This window comes from Ensifer sp. 1H6, from assembly GCF_001976035.1.
In the GTDB taxonomy this organism is placed as follows: Bacteria; Pseudomonadota; Alphaproteobacteria; order Rhizobiales; family Rhizobiaceae; genus Ensifer; species Ensifer canadensis.
Genome location: NZ_MOAI01000020.1, coordinates 15,986 through 32,728, shown reverse-complemented (window position 1 = coordinate 32,728; position 16,743 = coordinate 15,986). Strand labels below are relative to the sequence as shown.

The 16,743-nt window shown below is 63.2% G+C and carries 15 protein-coding genes and 1 pseudogene; 9 read left to right on the top strand and 7 right to left on the bottom strand.

Annotation, left to right across the window (positions count from 1 at the left end):
* The first annotated feature begins 77 nt into the window (after positions 1-77).
* From BKP54_RS22095 to BKP54_RS22085, 3 genes are read left to right on the top strand one after another with little or no spacing between them, the layout of a single operon-like run.
* Positions 78-1,601, top strand: a complete 1,524-nt coding sequence (locus tag BKP54_RS22095) for a sugar ABC transporter ATP-binding protein (RefSeq protein WP_084814957.1) — start codon at positions 78-80, stop codon at positions 1,599-1,601.
* Positions 1,591-2,658, top strand: coding sequence for an ABC transporter permease (locus BKP54_RS22090; RefSeq protein WP_128090476.1), 1,068 nt, complete (start codon positions 1,591-1,593; stop codon positions 2,656-2,658). The genes BKP54_RS22095 and BKP54_RS22090 overlap by 11 nt, the downstream gene beginning before the upstream one ends.
* A gap of 52 nt (positions 2,659-2,710) precedes the next feature.
* Positions 2,711-3,754, top strand: a complete 1,044-nt coding sequence (locus BKP54_RS22085; protein ID WP_084814956.1) for a substrate-binding domain-containing protein — start codon at positions 2,711-2,713, stop codon at positions 3,752-3,754.
* Positions 3,755-3,836: 82 nt separating this feature from the next.
* On the opposite strand, the gene BKP54_RS22080 is transcribed toward BKP54_RS22085, so the two are convergent.
* The 7 genes and pseudogenes from BKP54_RS22080 to BKP54_RS22055 all read right to left on the bottom strand — a co-directional run bounded on the left by BKP54_RS22080 (position 3,837) and on the right by BKP54_RS22055 (position 9,837).
* Positions 3,837-4,817, bottom strand: a complete 981-nt coding sequence (locus BKP54_RS22080; RefSeq protein ID WP_084814955.1) for a sugar-binding transcriptional regulator — start codon at positions 4,815-4,817, stop codon at positions 3,837-3,839.
* Positions 4,818-4,909: 92 nt separating this feature from the next.
* Complete coding sequence (locus tag BKP54_RS22075; RefSeq protein WP_245317883.1) at positions 4,910-5,185, bottom strand: LysR substrate-binding domain-containing protein; 276 nt, start codon at positions 5,183-5,185, stop codon at positions 4,910-4,912.
* Between the two features lie 284 nt (positions 5,186-5,469).
* The gene (locus BKP54_RS36690; RefSeq protein ID WP_245317887.1) at positions 5,470-5,814 is read right to left on the bottom strand and encodes a hypothetical protein; all 345 of its coding nucleotides are present in this window, start codon (positions 5,812-5,814) and stop codon (positions 5,470-5,472) included.
* A gap of 117 nt (positions 5,815-5,931) precedes the next feature.
* Positions 5,932-6,518 (bottom strand): annotated as a pseudogene (locus tag BKP54_RS36685) (alanine racemase); the annotation flags it as partial.
* A gap of 218 nt (positions 6,519-6,736) precedes the next feature.
* Positions 6,737-7,693, bottom strand: a complete 957-nt coding sequence (locus BKP54_RS22065) for an ATP-binding cassette domain-containing protein (RefSeq protein WP_082555556.1) — start codon at positions 7,691-7,693, stop codon at positions 6,737-6,739.
* The gene (locus BKP54_RS22060; protein ID WP_082523601.1) at positions 7,690-8,616 is read right to left on the bottom strand and encodes an ABC transporter ATP-binding protein; all 927 of its coding nucleotides are present in this window, start codon (positions 8,614-8,616) and stop codon (positions 7,690-7,692) included. The genes BKP54_RS22065 and BKP54_RS22060 overlap by 4 nt, the downstream gene beginning before the upstream one ends.
* Positions 8,617-8,883: 267 nt before the next feature.
* Positions 8,884-9,837: a LysR family transcriptional regulator gene (locus BKP54_RS22055; protein ID WP_025429490.1), complete on the bottom strand. Its 954-nt coding sequence runs from the start codon at positions 9,835-9,837 to the stop codon at positions 8,884-8,886.
* Positions 9,838-9,960: 123 nt separating this feature from the next.
* On the opposite strand from BKP54_RS22055, the gene BKP54_RS22050 reads away from it, so the two are divergent.
* From BKP54_RS22050 to BKP54_RS37145, 6 genes are all read left to right on the top strand, one after another.
* Entirely contained in the window at positions 9,961-11,889 is a 1,929-nt protein-coding gene (locus BKP54_RS22050) for an ABC transporter substrate-binding protein (protein ID WP_057207598.1), read from the top strand.
* A gap of 131 nt (positions 11,890-12,020) precedes the next feature.
* A complete protein-coding gene (locus BKP54_RS22045; RefSeq protein ID WP_244496071.1) occupies positions 12,021-13,058 on the top strand; it encodes an ABC transporter permease in 1,038 nt (345 codons plus the stop codon).
* Positions 13,055-13,927: an ABC transporter permease gene (locus BKP54_RS22040; RefSeq protein ID WP_025429487.1), complete on the top strand. Its 873-nt coding sequence runs from the start codon at positions 13,055-13,057 to the stop codon at positions 13,925-13,927. Before BKP54_RS22045 ends, BKP54_RS22040 begins: the two co-directional genes overlap by 4 nt.
* Before the next feature lie 33 nt (positions 13,928-13,960).
* Positions 13,961-15,637, top strand: a complete 1,677-nt coding sequence (locus tag BKP54_RS22035; RefSeq protein ID WP_084814953.1) for a serine hydrolase domain-containing protein — start codon at positions 13,961-13,963, stop codon at positions 15,635-15,637.
* Positions 15,634-16,371: a pyridoxal phosphate-dependent aminotransferase family protein gene (locus BKP54_RS37150; RefSeq protein WP_280951664.1), complete on the top strand. Its 738-nt coding sequence runs from the start codon at positions 15,634-15,636 to the stop codon at positions 16,369-16,371. Before BKP54_RS22035 ends, BKP54_RS37150 begins: the two co-directional genes overlap by 4 nt.
* Positions 16,368-16,739, top strand: coding sequence for an aminotransferase class I/II-fold pyridoxal phosphate-dependent enzyme (locus tag BKP54_RS37145; RefSeq protein ID WP_280951663.1), 372 nt, complete (start codon positions 16,368-16,370; stop codon positions 16,737-16,739). Before BKP54_RS37150 ends, BKP54_RS37145 begins: the two co-directional genes overlap by 4 nt.
* Positions 16,740-16,743: the final 4 nt, after the last annotated feature.

Sequence of the window (16,743 nt, the reverse complement as noted above, 5' to 3'; positions counted from 1 at the left end):
TCGGCATTCTGTCAAATGTCAATCGCCTTGACATTTGATGGATAGCCATCCTAACCTGACTTCATTGGGAGGAGAGCATGAGCGAACAAGCAGTGTTTCGCGTCGAGGGCGTGCGCAAATCCTTCGGGCCGATACCGGTTCTGAAGGGCGTCGATCTCGAATTGCGTAAGGGTGCCGTGACGGTGCTGATGGGCGCCAACGGCGCTGGAAAGTCGACACTGGTGCGCATCCTCTGCGGCGTCTACGTCGGAGACGCCGGAGCCATGCAGCTGGATGATCTCCCTTTTTCGCCGACAACACCGGCGGAGGCGATCCGTGCTGGTGTGGTGACGGTTCACCAGAACATCAATGATGGCGTCGTTGCCGACCTCGACGTCGCGACCAACCTCACGCTCGACCGGCTGAACGGCCGCGGTGCGCGCCTGTTCTTCAACCCGCGCCGGGTAAGGCGCGAGGCAGCCGTCGTTGCCGCCCGCATGGGCCTCGCCATAGATCTTTCCGCTGATATCAACGATCTGACGCTCGCCGACCGGCAGATGGTGGCGATCGCCCGCGCCATGGCGCACGAGCCGCAGGTGCTGATCCTCGACGAGCCGACGTCGTCGCTCTCGAGTGCAGAGGCCGATCGGCTGTTCGAGCTTCTCGACCGGCTGAAAGCCCGTGGGGTCGCGATCCTTTATATCTCGCACCGGATGTCCGACATCCGCAGGCTCGCCGACAGCATCGTCACCCTGCGCGACGGGCGCATAACCGGCCGCTTCGAAGGCGCGGATCTGGACTGTGAGGGTGCCGTCAATGCGATGCTCGGACAGAAAGTCTCGGCAGGCGACGTGACCGTGCGCGAAGGGCTCGGTTGCGTCTTTTCTGCCCAGGGACTGAAACTTACCGACACGTCGCGTCCGTTCGATCTCAAACTGGGCGATGGAGAAATCGTCGCGGTCACGGGCCTCGTAGGCGTCGGCAAGACGGCGCTGGCCGAGACGCTCTTCGGAGCCCGCCCGCCCGCCGCCGGCCAGATGACGCTCGACGGCGCTTCCTATCGCCCGCAATCGACCGGCCAGGCGATTGCCAAGGGCGTGTTTCTGGTGGCGAAGGATCGATCCGACAGCGGCATCGTTCCCGATTTCAACATCTACGAGAATATCAGCCTGCCGTTCCTCAAGCGGCTGTCGCGCTTCGGCATAGCGAACCGCCGGTCCGAACGGGCGAAATCGCGGGCGCAGATCGCCGCCCTCGGCGTCGTCTGCCGCAGCGAGCGCGACGAAATGCAGACGCTTTCCGGCGGCAATCAGCAGAAGGTGATGGTCGGGCGGTGGCTTTCCGAGCCGTCGCGTCTCCTGATCCTCGACGAGCCTTTCCAGGGCGTCGACATCGCCGCACGCCGCGATATCGGCGCCAAACTGCGCGCCTCGGCGGCGGGTCGCGCCACTATCGTCTTCCTGACCGAACTCGACGAAGCTTTCGAGGTCGCCGACCGCATTCTGGTGATGTCGGAACACACTGTGGTCGGCGAGCATCGCAACGCTTCGGTCGACGTCGAGCGCCTCCTGCAGGAGATCGCCGGTCAACATCATCAGCAGGGACAGCCCCATGAGCAGTGAACAGATGAAACCCGCGGTGCCCGCCGCTTCCGCGTTGCCGGTGCTGCCGCCCACGGCCACGGTTGGCCTGCGCGATATCGCCATCAAATACGGTTTCCTTGTCCTTCTGGGCGGACTGGTCGTCTACTTCTCGCTGGTGACGAACGGGTTTTCCTCGCCGCAGAGCGCCGTCTTCATCCTGCAATCCGTGTCGATCACCGGCATCCTGGCGCTCGGCGTCACGGCCACGCTCGTTGTTGGCGGTTTCGACCTGTCGATCGGCTCGGTCGCGACCACGTCAATGATGGCGTCATCCTATGTGATGGTGGTGATGGGCGGAGATGCGCTGACGGCGACGCTCGTCTGCCTGGCGATCGGCGTTCTCGTCGGGCTGATCAACGGTATCATCATCGTCTACATGCGCGTGCCGGACCTGCTCGCGACGCTCGGCATGATGTTCCTGCTGCTCGGCCTGCAGCGCATACCGACCGAGGGCCGTTCGATCGCCGCCGGCATGACGCTTCCCGATGGCTCGGTGGCAACAGGCACTTTCAGCCCTGCCTTCCTGGGGCTTGGCCGCCATCGCTTCGATCTCATCCTGCCGAACCTCGTGCCGGTTGCCGTCGTGGTGCTGATCGTGCTGGCGGTACTGATCTGGTTCTTCCTCGAATACACCCGCTTTGGGCGCATGATGTATGCGGTCGGCTCCAACGAGCGCGCCGCCGGCCTGGCTGGCGCTCCGGTCAACGCCTATAAGATCTCGGCCTATGTCATTTCAGGCGTCTTCGCGTCGATCGGCGGCATCCTGCTCGCCGCGCGCCTCGGCCGCGGCGACATCGCCTCGGGCAACAATCTGCTGCTCGATGCCGTTGCCGCCGCGCTGATCGGCTTTGCCGTCTTGGGGGCGGCCAAGCCGAATGCGTTCGGCACGGCGATCGGCGCGCTCTTCGTCGGCATCCTGCTCCAGGGCCTGACGATGATGAATGCGCCCTATTACACGCAGGATTTCATCAAGGGCGCGGTTCTCGTCATCGCCCTGATCTTCACCTTTGCGCTCTCGAAAAGAGGCAAACGCTGACGGGAAAGCCCCGCCCGCGGACAACAAACGTTCACCAGTGGAGGAGACTGAAATGAACATGACACGCAGAGCAATGGGCAAGCTGGCGCTTGGCCTTGCCGGAACCGTGGCTTTCGCCACCGCTTCCTTTGCCGCCGATATGCCGAAGCCCTTCGACAAGCCGGCTGACGTCAAGATCGCGCTGGTGCGCTATCTGTCGACCGGCGATTTCTTCCAGTCCTACCTTGCCGGCGTGGAGGCGCAGGCAAAGGCTCTCGGCGTTCAGTTGCAGGTTCTCGACAGCCGCCAGGATGCAGCGCTGCAGGCCGACATGGTCGACCAGGCGATCGCGCTCGGCGTGCAGGGGATCATCATCCAGCACGGCCTGACGGAATCGATGAAGGAAGCGGCACAGCGCGCGGTCGACGCCGGCATCAAGGTCGTTGCCTTCGACGTGAACGTCGAAAACGAGAAAATCCCGCAGGTCGAACAGTCCGACCGCGATCTTGCCCGCCTCGCTCTGGAGCAGGCGATCAAGGACAATGGCGAGAGCTTCAAGGCGGGCTACGTCTATGTCGCCGGCATCGCTCCGCTCGACCGTCGCGACGAGACCTGGAAGGAATTCAAGGGCAGGTATTCCGGGATCAGCGAGGTCTCGCAATTCGGCACCATGGACAACCCGATTGCCAACTCGGTTGCCAACCAGGCGCGTTCCGTCATCTCCGCCAATCCCGATATCACCGTGATGTTCGCGCCCTATGACGAGTTCGCCAAGGGCGTCAAGATTGCGGTCGACGAAGCCGGTCTTTCGTCCAACGTGAAGATCTATTCCGCCGATATCTCGACCTCCGATATCGCGGCAATGCGCGAGCCGGATTCCGCCTGGGCTGCGACTGCCGCCACCAACCCGGCCGTGGTCGGGCAAGTCTCGGTTCGCACACTCGCCATGCTGCTTGCCGGCGAGGATCCGGGCCGCAGCGTCATCGTGCCCCCGACGTTGATTACCCAGAAGGACCTGAACGATCAGGACATCAAGAACATGGAAGAACTCGGCACCAAGCTGCCGCAGTTCGCCCATGCGGATGTCGCCATGCCGGCGTGGATGCCGAAGCCCTGATCACGCGGTTTGTTGATGAAAGTGGGGCGGTCGAAAGACCGCCCCGTTTGCGTACTGCCAGCCCTACGCATCACAACGCGCTTTAAGTCGTCGTTGCGTCTACCTTGCCGAGACCGTCCCGGCTCCAGCGCTCCATGACGCGGCGCGCCATTGATGTCGTGACCACCAGATGCGAGGCGAAGCCGCCCTTCAGCGCCGCCATCAGCGGTTCGAACTTGCTGTCTTCCTGGACGACCAGCATGCGCTTTTTGATGGCGCGGATCGAAGAGAGGTCCGCCGAGATGCAGCGGCGATTGTGGGCGCAATTCACCCATTGGCCGTCACGGTCGATCAATTGTCCCGCAATGACGCCGACAGCGCCTTCCTCGCCCATGCGGTGCATCTCGCTGGCACTGAGCGCGCCGCACTTGACGAGGTGGCTGTCGTCCTCGATGCCGCCGACGGAATAGAGCGCCAGATGACAGTCGGCGATCGTCGACAGTTGCTCGCGGATCACCGGCTCGCCGCGAAGCTCCTCGGCCAGCCGTTCGGACGAAAGTACCAGCGGGGCATAAAAGTTGATGCCTTCAGCGTTGAGCCGCCGGGCGATCTCCGTCGTGCACTGGTCCGGCCGGTAGGAATAGGGCGCGCCGAGATTGCCGCAGAGCTGGACCACAGTGACGCCCCGCAGGTCGGCGAAGGGCATCACGTCGGCGATATGATAGACCGTCCGTCCCCAGGCGACGCCGACGCGATCTCCCTTGTTGATCAGTTCGAGAAAGACGGATGCAGCCAGCACCGGCATCTCAGCCGTCGGGTCCATGGCCTGCCGGTCCTCCGGCACGATCCAGGCCGCCGTGACCCCGGTTGCATCCTCGAGCTCGCGCGCCAGCACGTCGTCGGTGAAAAGCTCGGTCGAAGTGGTGATGTTGACGATCCCGGTCTCGCGTGCTCGCCTGAGATAGGTCGCGACAGAGGCGCGGGAGATCCCCAGTTTCTGCGCAACTTCGTCCTGCCGTAACCCATGGCTATAGTAGAGCCACGCGGCTTTGTGCATGATCTGATCGGTGTTGCGGATAGGCATGGGGATCCTTCAGTTGTCGATTGCTGACATTATTCATCGGTCGTGACATAAGTCAAATTGCCATTCAGGCAAAGTTGGAGGCGGGCGTTGCCTCAGGCGTTGGAGCCGCGAAAGTGTCGCGCTTGCGCCTCTTCCATCAGCCAGTCGACGAAATGCGCAATTGCCGGCCGTTCGATCGCCGCAGGCAACGTCACGATATAATAGGCGAATTCGCTCGGCCATGGTCGATCGAGAGCGACGGCTAGGCGGCCGTCGGCGATTTCTTCCCGCGCATAGATACCGCGGACAAGTGCAACGCCCTGACCAATGACAGCAGTTCGGTCCAGACGGAACGGAAGACCGTCTGCCGTTGGTAACGAACGTTTCACCGGCCGGGGTCGCTTGAGAGCGGGGCTGATCCTTAGGGGTAAAGGTGGCGTGCCGGCGGGCAGGTTTTGCCGGCTGAAGGCGAAGGCCCGCCTTCAGTTCTACAGCGCCACGCGTCTTAATAGACGCGCAAAGGTCGCCGTAGCACTTTGAATTGCTGCATGTTTTTATCCTTAGATCGGATAGGACTTAAGGAAACATGCAGTGGGCTCCGGTTGGGCCACACGGCCATCGCGTAGCACGGGCGGCGATGTCGTTGTGACGCATCCGTGCGTCACACGCCCGATCAGGTCTGGCAGCAGCGGGCATCGACCGGCAGTGTCGTCGCCCCGCCATCGGCGTGATGCAGCGTGAAATGATCGAAGTTGGCGATCGATGCGCAGGAGTGGTTGGGAAAGACCCGCACACGGCTTCCGAGGGTCAAGGGGCGTCCCGAGAAGGGAACGAAGCCATGTTCTTCAGACAGCCGCTCGAGCGTCCAGACACCTGTTTCGCCATCGCCTTCGGCGCTGACGACGGTGCCGAAGCCGGCGCCGCCCATGCCGTGTGCGCCGCGATCGGAGCTCATCGACTTGGAGCCGGCGTCGATGATGAAGTGCGTGTCATTGGAGGCAACGACGCGCGCAACCACCGAGAGCGCCAGGTCGTCGGCCGTGCAGATGCCGAGCCTGAGCGCGGTTCCGTCGAGGAACACGTAATTGCCGGGCCGGACGCAGTCGACCTCCTGGGACAGAGGCGCGCCGACACAGGTCGGCGTTGCGCCGACGGAAATGCAGTCGACGGCGATGCCGCGGTCCCGAAGCCGGCCGGCGAGACCGGCAAGGTCTGCGGCCTCATCGCGGGAGACCTTGGCCAGGCCCTGCGGGCCAGTGGCCGCGTAGGAATGGCCGGCGTGCGAAAGCAGGCCGGCAAAGTGCAGGCCGTCGGAAGCGGCGATCTGGGCGCACAATTCGAGCGCAGCCGGATCGTTCGGCTTGAGGCCGACGCGGCCGAGGCCGACATCGACCTTGAGGAAGACGCCGATTTCGACACCGTGACTTGTGGCGGCGCCGACAACGCTTCGACGCCCGTCGCGCTCGCCACGATCGTGCGCAGCTGCGTGCCGCGCGCCTTGACCACGGGCAGCAGACGGTCGAGCGACTGCGGCTTGACGATGGGATAGGCAAGGATGATCGACGGTATCCCGGCTTCCGCAAAGACCAGCGCCTCGCTTGGCTTGGACGCGGTGATGCCGCGGGCGCCAAGTGCCAGCTGCCGTCGCGCGACATAAAGGCTCTTGTGCGTTTTCACGTGCGGAAACATCGAGACGCCGGCTTGATCGGCACGCTGCTGCATGGCCTCAATGTTGCGGGCAAGGCGCAATTCGTCGACTTCGATATAGGGCGTCGGTCGCTCTGCGGCCGCAGGGCGCAGGAAGCCGTTGGCTTTCGGTTGCGCCGGGGCGCTGTCGATGTCTGCGGTCACGTTGCCGGTAGCGTTCGCAGCCGCCAGCATCACTTTGGAAGTGTTCATCTCGGAATGCTCTGATCTGAAGAGGGGATTGGTTGTCGTCGTCAGCCCGTTGCGACCTGTCGCACGAAATGGCTGGATGAGACCTGTTGCATCGGCAGTTCGCGCGGCACGAAGTCCGGCGGGCGCACGGCGCTTGGGATCTCGTCGGACATCGGCTGGCGGCCTTCCGGGCGGCGTGTCGGGTCGGCGATCGGAACGGTCGACAGGAGCTTGCGGGTATAGGGATGCTGCGGATTGCCGAAGACCGAACGGCGGTCGCCGATCTCGACGATTTCGCCGAGATACATCACCGCGACACGGTGGGCGATGCGCTCGACCACGGCCATGTCGTGGCTGATGAACAGGAGGGCGATCTGCATCTCGCGCTGCAAGTCCATCAGGAGGTTGATGACCTGCGCCTGGATCGTCACGTCGAGCGAGGCGACGGCCTCGTCGGCGACGATCAGGCGCGGGTTGAGCGCAAGCGCGCGGGCGATGCAGATGCGCTGGCGCTGGCCGCCGGAAAACGCGTGCGGATAGCGCTCGAGATGCTCAGGCGACAGCTCTACCTTGGAGAGAAGCTCGGCGGCGCGGGCGCGCATGACCGCGGTCGAGCCCAGCTTGTGAACGCGCATAGGGTCCATCAGCGACTGCTCGATCGTCATGCGCGGGTTGAGCGACGAGAACGGATCCTGGAAGACCATCTGGGCGTCGCGTCGAAACCGCGCGAGCATAGTGCGCGGCGCGCCGATCAACTCGGTTCCGTCGAACCGGATCGAGCCCGAACGCGGTCGGTCGAGCTGCATGATCGAACGGGCAACCGTCGACTTGCCACAGCCGGATTCACCGACCAGCGCCAGGGTCTCTCCCGGAAAGATGTCGAAGGAGACGTTCTCCACCGCGTGCACCCGACCCGAGACATGGCCGAACAATCCGGCCTTCAAATCGAAGCGCGTCACCAGGTTGCGCACCTCGACGAGCGGCTTTCGGGTTTCCTTCATCGGCGCGGACGCGTTCATTCTGTCACCTCGGCAAGCAGGCGCTCGGGTTCGAACACAAGCAATGGAAATTTCTCCGGCGCGTCCTTGTCCGCCATGCTGCCGAGGCGGGGCACGGCGGAAATCAGCGCGCGTGTGTAGGCATGTTTCGGCTTGGCGAAGATGTCGTAGACCGAGCCTTCCTCGACGATCTCGCCCTTGAGCATGACGCAGACCCGGTCGGCGACTTCGGCAACCACGCCCATGTCGTGGGTGATGAACAGCACCGACATGCCGATCTCGCGCTGCAAGGCGCGAACCAGATCGAGGATCTGCGCCTGGATGGTCACGTCGAGCGCGGTTGTCGGCTCGTCGAGGATCATCAGCGAGGGGCGGCAGGCAAGGGCTATGGCGATCATGACGCGCTGGCGCATACCGCCGGAAAGCTGGTGGGGATACTGGTCGAGCCGGCGCTCGGCATCGGGCACACGGACCAGCTTCAGGGTATTGAGCGCGATCTGGCGCGCCTGTTCCGGCGTCTTATCCTGATGATGGATCACCGCCTCGGCGATCTGATCGCCAACAGTGAAGACCGGGTTCAGGCTCGACATCGGATCCTGGAAGACGATCGAGATTTCCGCGCCGCGCAGCGCCTCGACCCGCTTTTCCGAGAGCTTGGCGAGGTCGGCGACCTTGCCGTCCTTCAAACGCATCAACACCCGTCCGCCGGTGATGGCTGCGCCGTCATATTCGGTCAGCCGCATGATTGTCATCGCCGTGACCGATTTGCCCGATCCGGATTCTCCGACCAGCGCGACGGTCTCGCCGCGCGCGATGCTGAAGGAGACGCCACGCACCGCGCGCAGCTGCGCCCGGGTGCCGGCAGCGAAGGAAACTTCGAGGTCTTCCACGGAAAGGATGACATCCTCGGGCAGCTCAGGCTTTGCGGATTTGGACAGGATCATCAGCACATGCACCCGATTTCGAAGGGACGTTGCGCTTTCAGGTCTCGCAACGAGGTCGCATCCTGTCAATACGGAAGGGAGGTGCGATCAGCCCTGTCCGCCGGGTCGCTGGAGCAGACATCGGCCTCGCTCCCAATCCGCTGCCGCCGCAAAATCCAGTGAAATCAATGTGTCACGATTGTGGCAGGCAAAACTATGTGCTTTGCGCATTGTATCGCCTGTCTTCGCATATCGCGCCGGTCGTGCGATTTCGGGCGGATTGACGCCTCAGGCCGCGTCGGTCGTTGCCTCGAAGCCGCTCTTGTACTGGGGCAGTGCGGCACATTGCTTGAGATGCTGCCATAGCGCATCGCTGTCATGGCTACCGGGGCCGGCGCGCCTGAAGATCCGGATCTCCATTTCCAGCGACATCTGCTGGCCGCCGATCTGGGCCAGGCGTCCCTGCCGCATGGCCTCGGCGACGCAAATCTGCGGCAGCCAGGCGACGCCCCGCCCGGCAACGGCCATGTGCTTCAAGCCATCGGCAAGGCCGGACTGGTAGACGGTGCTGAGGTTGAGCGGGCGGCGCCAGCGCGATTGGATCAGCGTTGCCAGCTTGCCGATATAACCGTCGCTCCAGGAATAGGCGAGATAGGGGATCTCGGTGGTTTCGGGCACGTCGATGTCGAACAGCGGCCGGCCGTTGTCGTCGGTTCCCGATACGAGAATGAGCCGGTCCTTGCCGATCTGCAGGGATTCGAACGGGCCGCCCTCCAGCACCGGAGGGCCGTCGGGATGGACATAAGTGATGGCGAAATCGCACTGGCCGGAGCACAGGTGATCGATGCTTTCGAGGAAGTCGGCCGCATGCATGCTGGTGCGAAGCGGCATGCGCGAGATCAGCGGCGAGCCGATCCACTTTGGAAAGAAATACATCGCCAGCGTATGCAGCGAGGTGAAGGTGAGCATGGCCGAGCTTTCGCCGGCGACATTGCGGCAGTCGGTGCGCAGGCGGTACGCTTCGCGGACGAGCCGTTGGCAGCCGGGCAGGAACATCGTGCCGGCCCGGGTCAGCTGCACGGGGTAAGTGCTGCGGTCGATCAGGTCGGCGCCAATCCAGTTCTCCAGCGATTTGATGCGTCGGCTGAAGGCCGGTTGGGAAATATTGCGCGCGGTCGCCGCCGTCGAGAAATTCCGCGTCGCGGCGATTTCCAGAAAATCTTCAAGCCATTGCAGTTCCATGCCGGCCCTCATGCGTGTTTTGCATAGTCTATCCTAACTACACATTGGACAGACCTGCAAGCGCTCTTCTAGCCTCCCTTATAACGAGAAGAAAACTTCCGCCTCCACCAAATGGGAACAACGATGAAACGCACCTTAGCCCTAGCCCTCAGCCTGGGGCTCGGCATCGCGGCTGCGCCCGCTATGGCCGAGACCAAGAACCCCGGCACTTTCGTCTTCATGTGGACCGACGACATCCAGTCGTTCGATCCGGCCTATATCGCCAACACGCCAAGCTCCTACGGCGCGCTCAACATCTACAGCCGGCTGTTGAACTTCAACGGCTCGAAGATCTCCGAGTTCGTGCCGTCGCTTTCGACCGAGGTGCCGTCGCTTGAAAACGGCCTCATCAAGCAGGGCGACGACGGCTCGGTGAGCTATACCTTCCCGATCCGCAAGGGCGTTTTCGCCCACAAGGTCGGCGTCAAGGGCGCCGACGGCAAGGTCACCTGGGAATATTACGACAAGCTGACCGACGCCCAGAAGGCGACGATCGAGCCGGGCTACGGCCAGATCACGCCCGAGGACGTGCGCTATTCGCTGCTGCGCGCCATTCTTCAGGGTCAGTCGTGGATGTCGAACGCGATCACCGAGGTGATCACCGCCGGCAAATATACCGACATCGCCAAGTGGGTAGAGACCGAAGGCGAGGTCAAGTCCATCAACGACGCCAGCCCCGAGATCCTGCGCAAGGTCTATGACCAGCTCGCCTCGCAGATTATCGTCGATGGCGACAATCTCACGCTGAAGCTGCCGAAGTCGTTTCCGGCCACCCTTGGCGTGATCGCGCTGCCGTTCGGTACCTCGGTTCTCGACAAGGAATGGGTTGCCTCGGTCGGCGGCTGGGATGGCTCGGGCGATACCTGGAAGGCCCACTATCGTCCGGAACTCGGCGCCAATCCGCTGTTTGCCGAGGAGAACGGCACAGGGCCATTCATGCTCGAGGAATGGGACCGCACCGACCGGCGCATCACTCTGAAGCGCTTCGACAATTATTTCATGGGGCCGGCCAAGCTCGAGCGGGTGGTCATGCGCACCGTTCCGGAATGGACGACGCGACGCCTGCAGCTTCTGTCCGGCGACGCCGATTTTGTCACCGCGCCGGTCGAGTTCATCGACGAACTCAGCAAGACCGAGGGCGTCAAGGTCATCGACGGCCTGCAGAAGGTGTTTTCGCGCGGCGTCTTCTTCGCCTGGCCGCTCGACGACAACGACAACCCGGCCATCGGCAGCGGCAAGCTCGACGGTGCCGGCATTCCGCCGGACTTCTTCGCCGACATCGATGTGCGCAAGGGCTTCAACTACGCCCAGAACTACGATGCGCTCCTGAACCAGGTGCTGCTCGGAAAGACCGTGCAGTCGCGCGGGCCGACCGTGCGCGGCATCATGGGCTATCGCCCGGATTCGCCTGTTTACAGCTACGATCCCGCCAAGGCCGAGGAACACTTCAAGAAGGCGTTCGGCGGCAAGCTCTGGGAGACCGGCTTTGCGTTTACGGCCTATGTCACCGAAGGCAACCCGCAGCTGACCGCCGCACTTTCGGCGCTGCAGCAGGGCCTGTCGCGCATCAACCCGAAGTTCAAGATGCAGATCCAGGCGCTGCCATGGGCATCCGTTTCGGACAAGCTCAACAACCGCGAAAAGCCGGCCGCACCCTTGACGGTGATGGGCTGGGGGCCCGACTATTCCGACCCGGGCGGTCCGCTCGGTGCCGCCAGCTACTATCTCTCGCCCACGGGTCTCGTCGGCGGCATGGTTGGCCAGGGTTATCGCGACCTGATGGCGGAGAAGTTCAAGCCGTTGCTCGATGAGGCCTGGGCCTCGGTCGATCCCGCCGTGCGCGAGCCGATCTACGCCAAGCTGCAGGAAATGTCGTACGAATACGCCACCACCCAGTTCCTGTGGGAGGACTTCGGCTACGTCGTCACCCGCAGCAACATCGATGGTTATGTCGACAACATGATCCTCTACGGTGCCTGGGACTTCTATCCGGTCACCAAGGCCAACGACTGATTGGCTACTGCGCCGCGCGTCTTATTAGACGCGCAAAGGTCGCTGTAGCACTTTGAATTGCTGCATGTCGGGCGGCATCCCCGCCCGACATCCCTTTGTTTCATTTTCCCTGAAATCGGAACGTGTGAACCGTGCTGAACTATGCACTCAGACGACTGATGATGTTGCCCATCGTTCTCTTCGCTCTGTCGTTGATGATCTTTGCGCTGCAGATGTCGCTTTCGCCGACGCAGAGACTGGCGGCCTATGCGCCGTCGCCTGATTATCTCAAGGGTGGTCAGGAAAGCATCCGCAGGATGATCGAACAGTACGGGCTTAACGATCCCTTCTACATTCAGTACGGCCGCTGGATCGGCGGCATCCTGACCGGCAATCTCGGCTGGTCGGAGACGGCCCGCCAGCCGGTTTCGACCGCGCTGATGTCGCTGTTTCCGGCGACCCTGGAACTGGTGGTGCTGGCCTTCGTTCCATGCCTGCTGCTCGCGATCTTCCTTGGCTCACGGGCGGGCATCTATCTCAATCGTTGGCCGGATCACCTCATCCGCATCTTCACCATTCTCGGCTGGTCTTTCCCGGTCTACGTTTTCGGTCTGCTGATGCTGTTGATCTTCTACTCGGCGCTCGACTGGTTTCCGCCCGGCCGGCTCAGCCAATGGGCACAGACCGTGGTCAGTTCCGGCGACTTCGTGCGTTATACCGGCGCCAACACTGTTGATGCGCTGCTGAACGGCAATCTGGCGATCTTCGGCGATGCGCTTCGCCATCTGGCAGCGCCGGTGATCACGCTGACCTATGTCAACGTTGCCAGCATGACCCGGGTGATGCGCACGTCGATGCTGGAGACGCTGCGCCAGGACTATGTGCGCACCGCTCGCGCCAAGGGTCTGCCGCGCCGCGTCGTCGAACTGCGCCATGCCCGGCGCAATGCGCTTCTGCCGGTTGCGACCATCGCCGGCATGGAACTCGCCGTGATGATGGGCGGTGTCGTCATCACCGAGACGATCTTCGACTATGCCGGCCTCGGCCAGTTCGCAGCCAAGACCGCCGCCAATCTGGATTTCCCGGCGGTTCTCGGTTTCGGCCTCTATTTTGCGGTCGTTCTGGTGCTGATGAACCTCATCGTCGACCTTATCTATCCGCTGCTCGATCCGAGGGTGAAGACGCAATGAAGGTTCTTCGTTACCTCGCAAGAAATCCGGTGTCCCTCTTTGGCGTCGTGGTGCTTCTGGCCTTCGTGCTGATCGCCGTCTTCGCACCCGTTCTGGCGCCGCCGCAAAGCTTCCAGCTTTCACCCTACGACACGCCGCGCGCAGGCTTCCTGGCAACGCCGCAGCCACCTTCGCCGGAGGCCGTTTTCGGCACCACGCAAGGCCAGTACGACATCTTCTACGGTGTCGTCTGGGGAACGCGCACGGCGTTCAAGATCGGTCTCGGGGTCGTGGCGATCTCCGTGCTGATCGGCACGGTGGTCGGCGCGGTCGCCGCCTATTATGGCGGGCTTGCCGAAGAAATCCTGATGCGCATCGTCGACGTGTTCATGGCGGTGCCGTTCCTGATCGCGGCCATGGTGCTGACGGCGCTGCTTGGCAAGGGCATCGTGCCGATCACCATTGCCCTGACGACGTTCGGGTGGATGAGCTATGCCCGTATCGTCCGAAGCGAGATCCTGAGGATTCGCGAGATGGACTATATCCATGCGGCACGCAGCTACGGCGCCAGCGATCTCAGACTGATCGTGCTGCACATCCTGCCCAACGCCATGTTCCCGGTGCTGGTGCTGGCAACGATGGCGACTGGTTCGATGGTGCTGTCTGCCTCGGCGCTCAGCTTCCTCGGCGTCGGCACCGAAGAAGGCTATGCCGACTGGGGACAGTTCATCGCCTACTCGCGCAACTGGATCGTCGGCCAGCCCGGCAACCCTTTCCAGTTCTGGTACACGCTGGCCTTCCCCGGCGCTGCCGTCTTCCTTTTCGTGCTGTCGTGGAACCTTGTCGGCGATGCGTTGCGCGACATGCTGGACCCTCGCCATTCCCATTGAGACCCATCCTATCGAGACCCAAGGAGCGTACCGATGCCCTCTCTGTCTGCCGCCTCGATCGAGCTTTTCGAGGATCTGATCCGTTACGAGGTCGAGGACAAGGCGATCCCGTCGATCTCCTATGCCCTTGTCGACCGTGACGGCGTGCTCGCCGAAGGCCATGTCCAGCGTCATGACCGGCATTTCGACATGGGCAGGGACACCTGCTTCCGCATCGGCTCCATCACCAAGACCTTCACCTCACTGGCGATCATGCAATTGGTCGAGAAGGGGCTTGTCGATATCGATGTCGACGTGTCGACCTATCTCCCCGGCTTCAAGCCGATAAACCCGTTCGCCGGCGCCGAAGGCGGGCCCTACGGCTCGGTCATCAGCCTGCGCAAGCTGATGACCCATACGGCCGGCCTTGTACGCGAGCCGAAGAGCGGGCACTATCTCGATGCCACCCGTCCGCCGCTCGAAGACACGGTCAACGAGCTGGCAAGCTCGACCTTGAAGCAGGACCCGAGCCTCGGGGTGATGCATTACTCCAACGCCGGCATCGCCGTCGTCGGCCGGGTGATCGAGACGGTCAGCGGCCAGAGCTACTCCGATTATGTCGCCGCCAACATCCTAAAGCCGCTCGGCATGGACAGCTCCTCGTGCGGCATGGCACCCGGCATTCGTGAAAGGCTTGCACCAGCTGACATGTGGACGCTCGACGGCGACACGCCGGCGCCGGTGTTCAGCCTCGGCGGATCGCCGGCCGGCAATATCTTCTCCACCACCGGCGACATGGCGCGTTACGCCCAGTGCCTGCTGCGCGGCGGGTTCGACGTGCAAGGCAATTCCATCATCTCGCCGGCGGCGCTGCGCGAAATGTGGACGCCGTTCGGCAAGCGCCCGGCCGGTCACGACAAGACGCTTGCCGGCTACGGCCTGTGCTTCGGGTCCGGTGATGTCGACGGCTGGACCTCTGTCGGCCATGGCGGCGCCGTCTATGGCTATGCTTCGCAAATGATGCTGCTGCCGGCCGCCGGCGTCGGTGTGCTGATCTTCGCGACGCTTGACTTCTCCAACCAGATCGCCTCGCGGCTGGGCGTCGACGGCGTGCGCATCGTCCTTGCCGAACGCAGGATGGGCAAGATGCCGGAGCGCGTGCAGCGCCCGCCTGCAATCTCCGAGGCGCAGTTCAAGACGCTGCCGGGCTATTACCGCGACGACGCCACGCAGGAGATCGTCGAGGTCAAGTCCAAGGACGGCAAGATCTACCTGATGGGCGAGGGCGTGCCACACCAGATTCGTCCGGTCGCCGGCAACGACTTCGTCATAGACGGCCGCATCTACGGGCGCGGCGCTGATTATGCCCATATGAACCTCTCCTTCCCGGAAGCCGGCAAGCTCCTCTGGAAGGATGCGAACTGGACGCGCATCGAGGCACCTCTCGACGAGACCGTGCCCGACGCGATCAAGCCGCATCTCGGCGAATACGGGCCGGATTTCAACATCACATACCTGACCCACAGCCATGGTGGGCTGAAGTGCCTGATCGAGTATTTCTGCACGCACACGTGCGAGCCGGTCGAGGAAGGGCGCTTCCGCATGCACGGCCGGCTCTACGAGGACGAGATCCTCGAACTCGACGCCGTCGATGACAACGGCAAGCGCGGCATCCGCGTCGGCCCGATGTTCCTGGAACGGCGCAGCCCGTCCCAGGCGGAAGCGGCGTGATCCGGACCATGGTTGCTCCGATCAAGATGGAATCGCCGCTCGGCGCCCGTATGTTCATCGGCGGGCGCGAGGTCGACTATTACTGCGGCACGTCCTACTTCTGCCTGCACGGCCACCCCGAAGTGATCGAGGCGGCCTGCGACGCCACCCGGCAGTACGGCATGGGGCCGGGAACGCTCGCCCACATGCAGGTCTATGCCGACCTGCAGGAGCGGCTGCGCGACTGGTTCGGCACCGAGGAGGTCGTCTACATGATCTCCGGCTACACCAGCCCGATGGTGCTGCTGCAGGGGCTACGCGACGATTTCGACGTCATCCTCATCGACTCGGCCACCCATTACAGCACCCGTGACGCGATCCCGACGCTCGGCAAGCCGATCCACGAGTTTCGCCATGCCGACCCGGAAGATCTCGCAGCGCAACTGTCGCTGCATGTGAAGGCAGGCGAGCGGCCGGCTGTTCTGACGGACGGCGTTTTCCCGTCATCAGGCAAGCTTGCACCGCTTGCCGACTACCGCCAGGCGATGGCGGCCTACGAGGGCGCGCTGCTCTGCATCGACGATTCCCACGGCGTCGGCGTTCTCGGCGAAACCGGGCGTGGCTCGCTGCAGCATGCCGGGCTCGAGGGCGAGGGCAATTTTCTGGCCGGCACCATGAGCAAGGCATTCGGCGCACTCGGCGCGTCGTTCCGGGCGACGCAGCGCTTGCCGAAAAGATTGCCCGCAACGCAATGATCATGCGCGGCGCCTCGCCGGCGCCGCCCGGTCTTGCGGCGGCGGCGGCCGCATCGCTCCGGGTCCTGCAAACGACGCCGGAAAAGCGCGCGAACCTCACCCGCAACATCAAGCATGTGCGCAGCGGCCTGCGAGCGCTGGGCTTCGAGGTCGCCGACACGCCAGTGCCGATCGTCACCGTCAAGGGCGTGACCGATCTCGAGCAGCTTCGCGACCGTCTCGCCGAACGCGACATCATCGTCCGTGTGCAGCCGGCGGGCGGCTATTCCGACGCACCCGACGTGCCGACCCTGCGGCTCGCGGTGTTTTCCGAACATTCCCCAGCTCAGATCGATCGGCTGCTGCAGTCGATGGCCGAGCTTCTTTGAAATA

Excerpts from the sequence above, each read along its gene's own strand:
- BKP54_RS22095 (WP_084814957.1), top strand. The coding sequence starts at position 78 with ATGAGCGAACAAGCAGTGTTTCGCGTCGAGGGCGTGCGCAAATCCTTC.
- BKP54_RS22090 (WP_128090476.1), top strand. The coding sequence starts at position 1,591 with ATGAGCAGTGAACAGATGAAACCCGCGGTGCCCGCCGCTTCCGCGTTG.
- BKP54_RS22085 (WP_084814956.1), top strand. The coding sequence starts at position 2,711 with ATGAACATGACACGCAGAGCAATGGGCAAGCTGGCGCTTGGCCTTGCC.
- BKP54_RS22080 (WP_084814955.1), bottom strand. The coding sequence starts at position 4,817 with ATGCCTATCCGCAACACCGATCAGATCATGCACAAAGCCGCGTGGCTC.
- BKP54_RS22065 (WP_082555556.1), bottom strand. The coding sequence starts at position 7,693 with ATGAACGCGTCCGCGCCGATGAAGGAAACCCGAAAGCCGCTCGTCGAG.
- BKP54_RS22060 (WP_082523601.1), bottom strand. The coding sequence starts at position 8,616 with ATGATCCTGTCCAAATCCGCAAAGCCTGAGCTGCCCGAGGATGTCATC.
- BKP54_RS22055 (WP_025429490.1), bottom strand. The coding sequence starts at position 9,837 with ATGGAACTGCAATGGCTTGAAGATTTTCTGGAAATCGCCGCGACGCGG.
- BKP54_RS22050 (WP_057207598.1), top strand. The coding sequence starts at position 9,961 with ATGAAACGCACCTTAGCCCTAGCCCTCAGCCTGGGGCTCGGCATCGCG.
- BKP54_RS22040 (WP_025429487.1), top strand. The coding sequence starts at position 13,055 with ATGAAGGTTCTTCGTTACCTCGCAAGAAATCCGGTGTCCCTCTTTGGC.
- BKP54_RS22035 (WP_084814953.1), top strand. The coding sequence starts at position 13,961 with ATGCCCTCTCTGTCTGCCGCCTCGATCGAGCTTTTCGAGGATCTGATC.
- BKP54_RS37145 (WP_280951663.1), top strand. The coding sequence starts at position 16,368 with ATGATCATGCGCGGCGCCTCGCCGGCGCCGCCCGGTCTTGCGGCGGCG.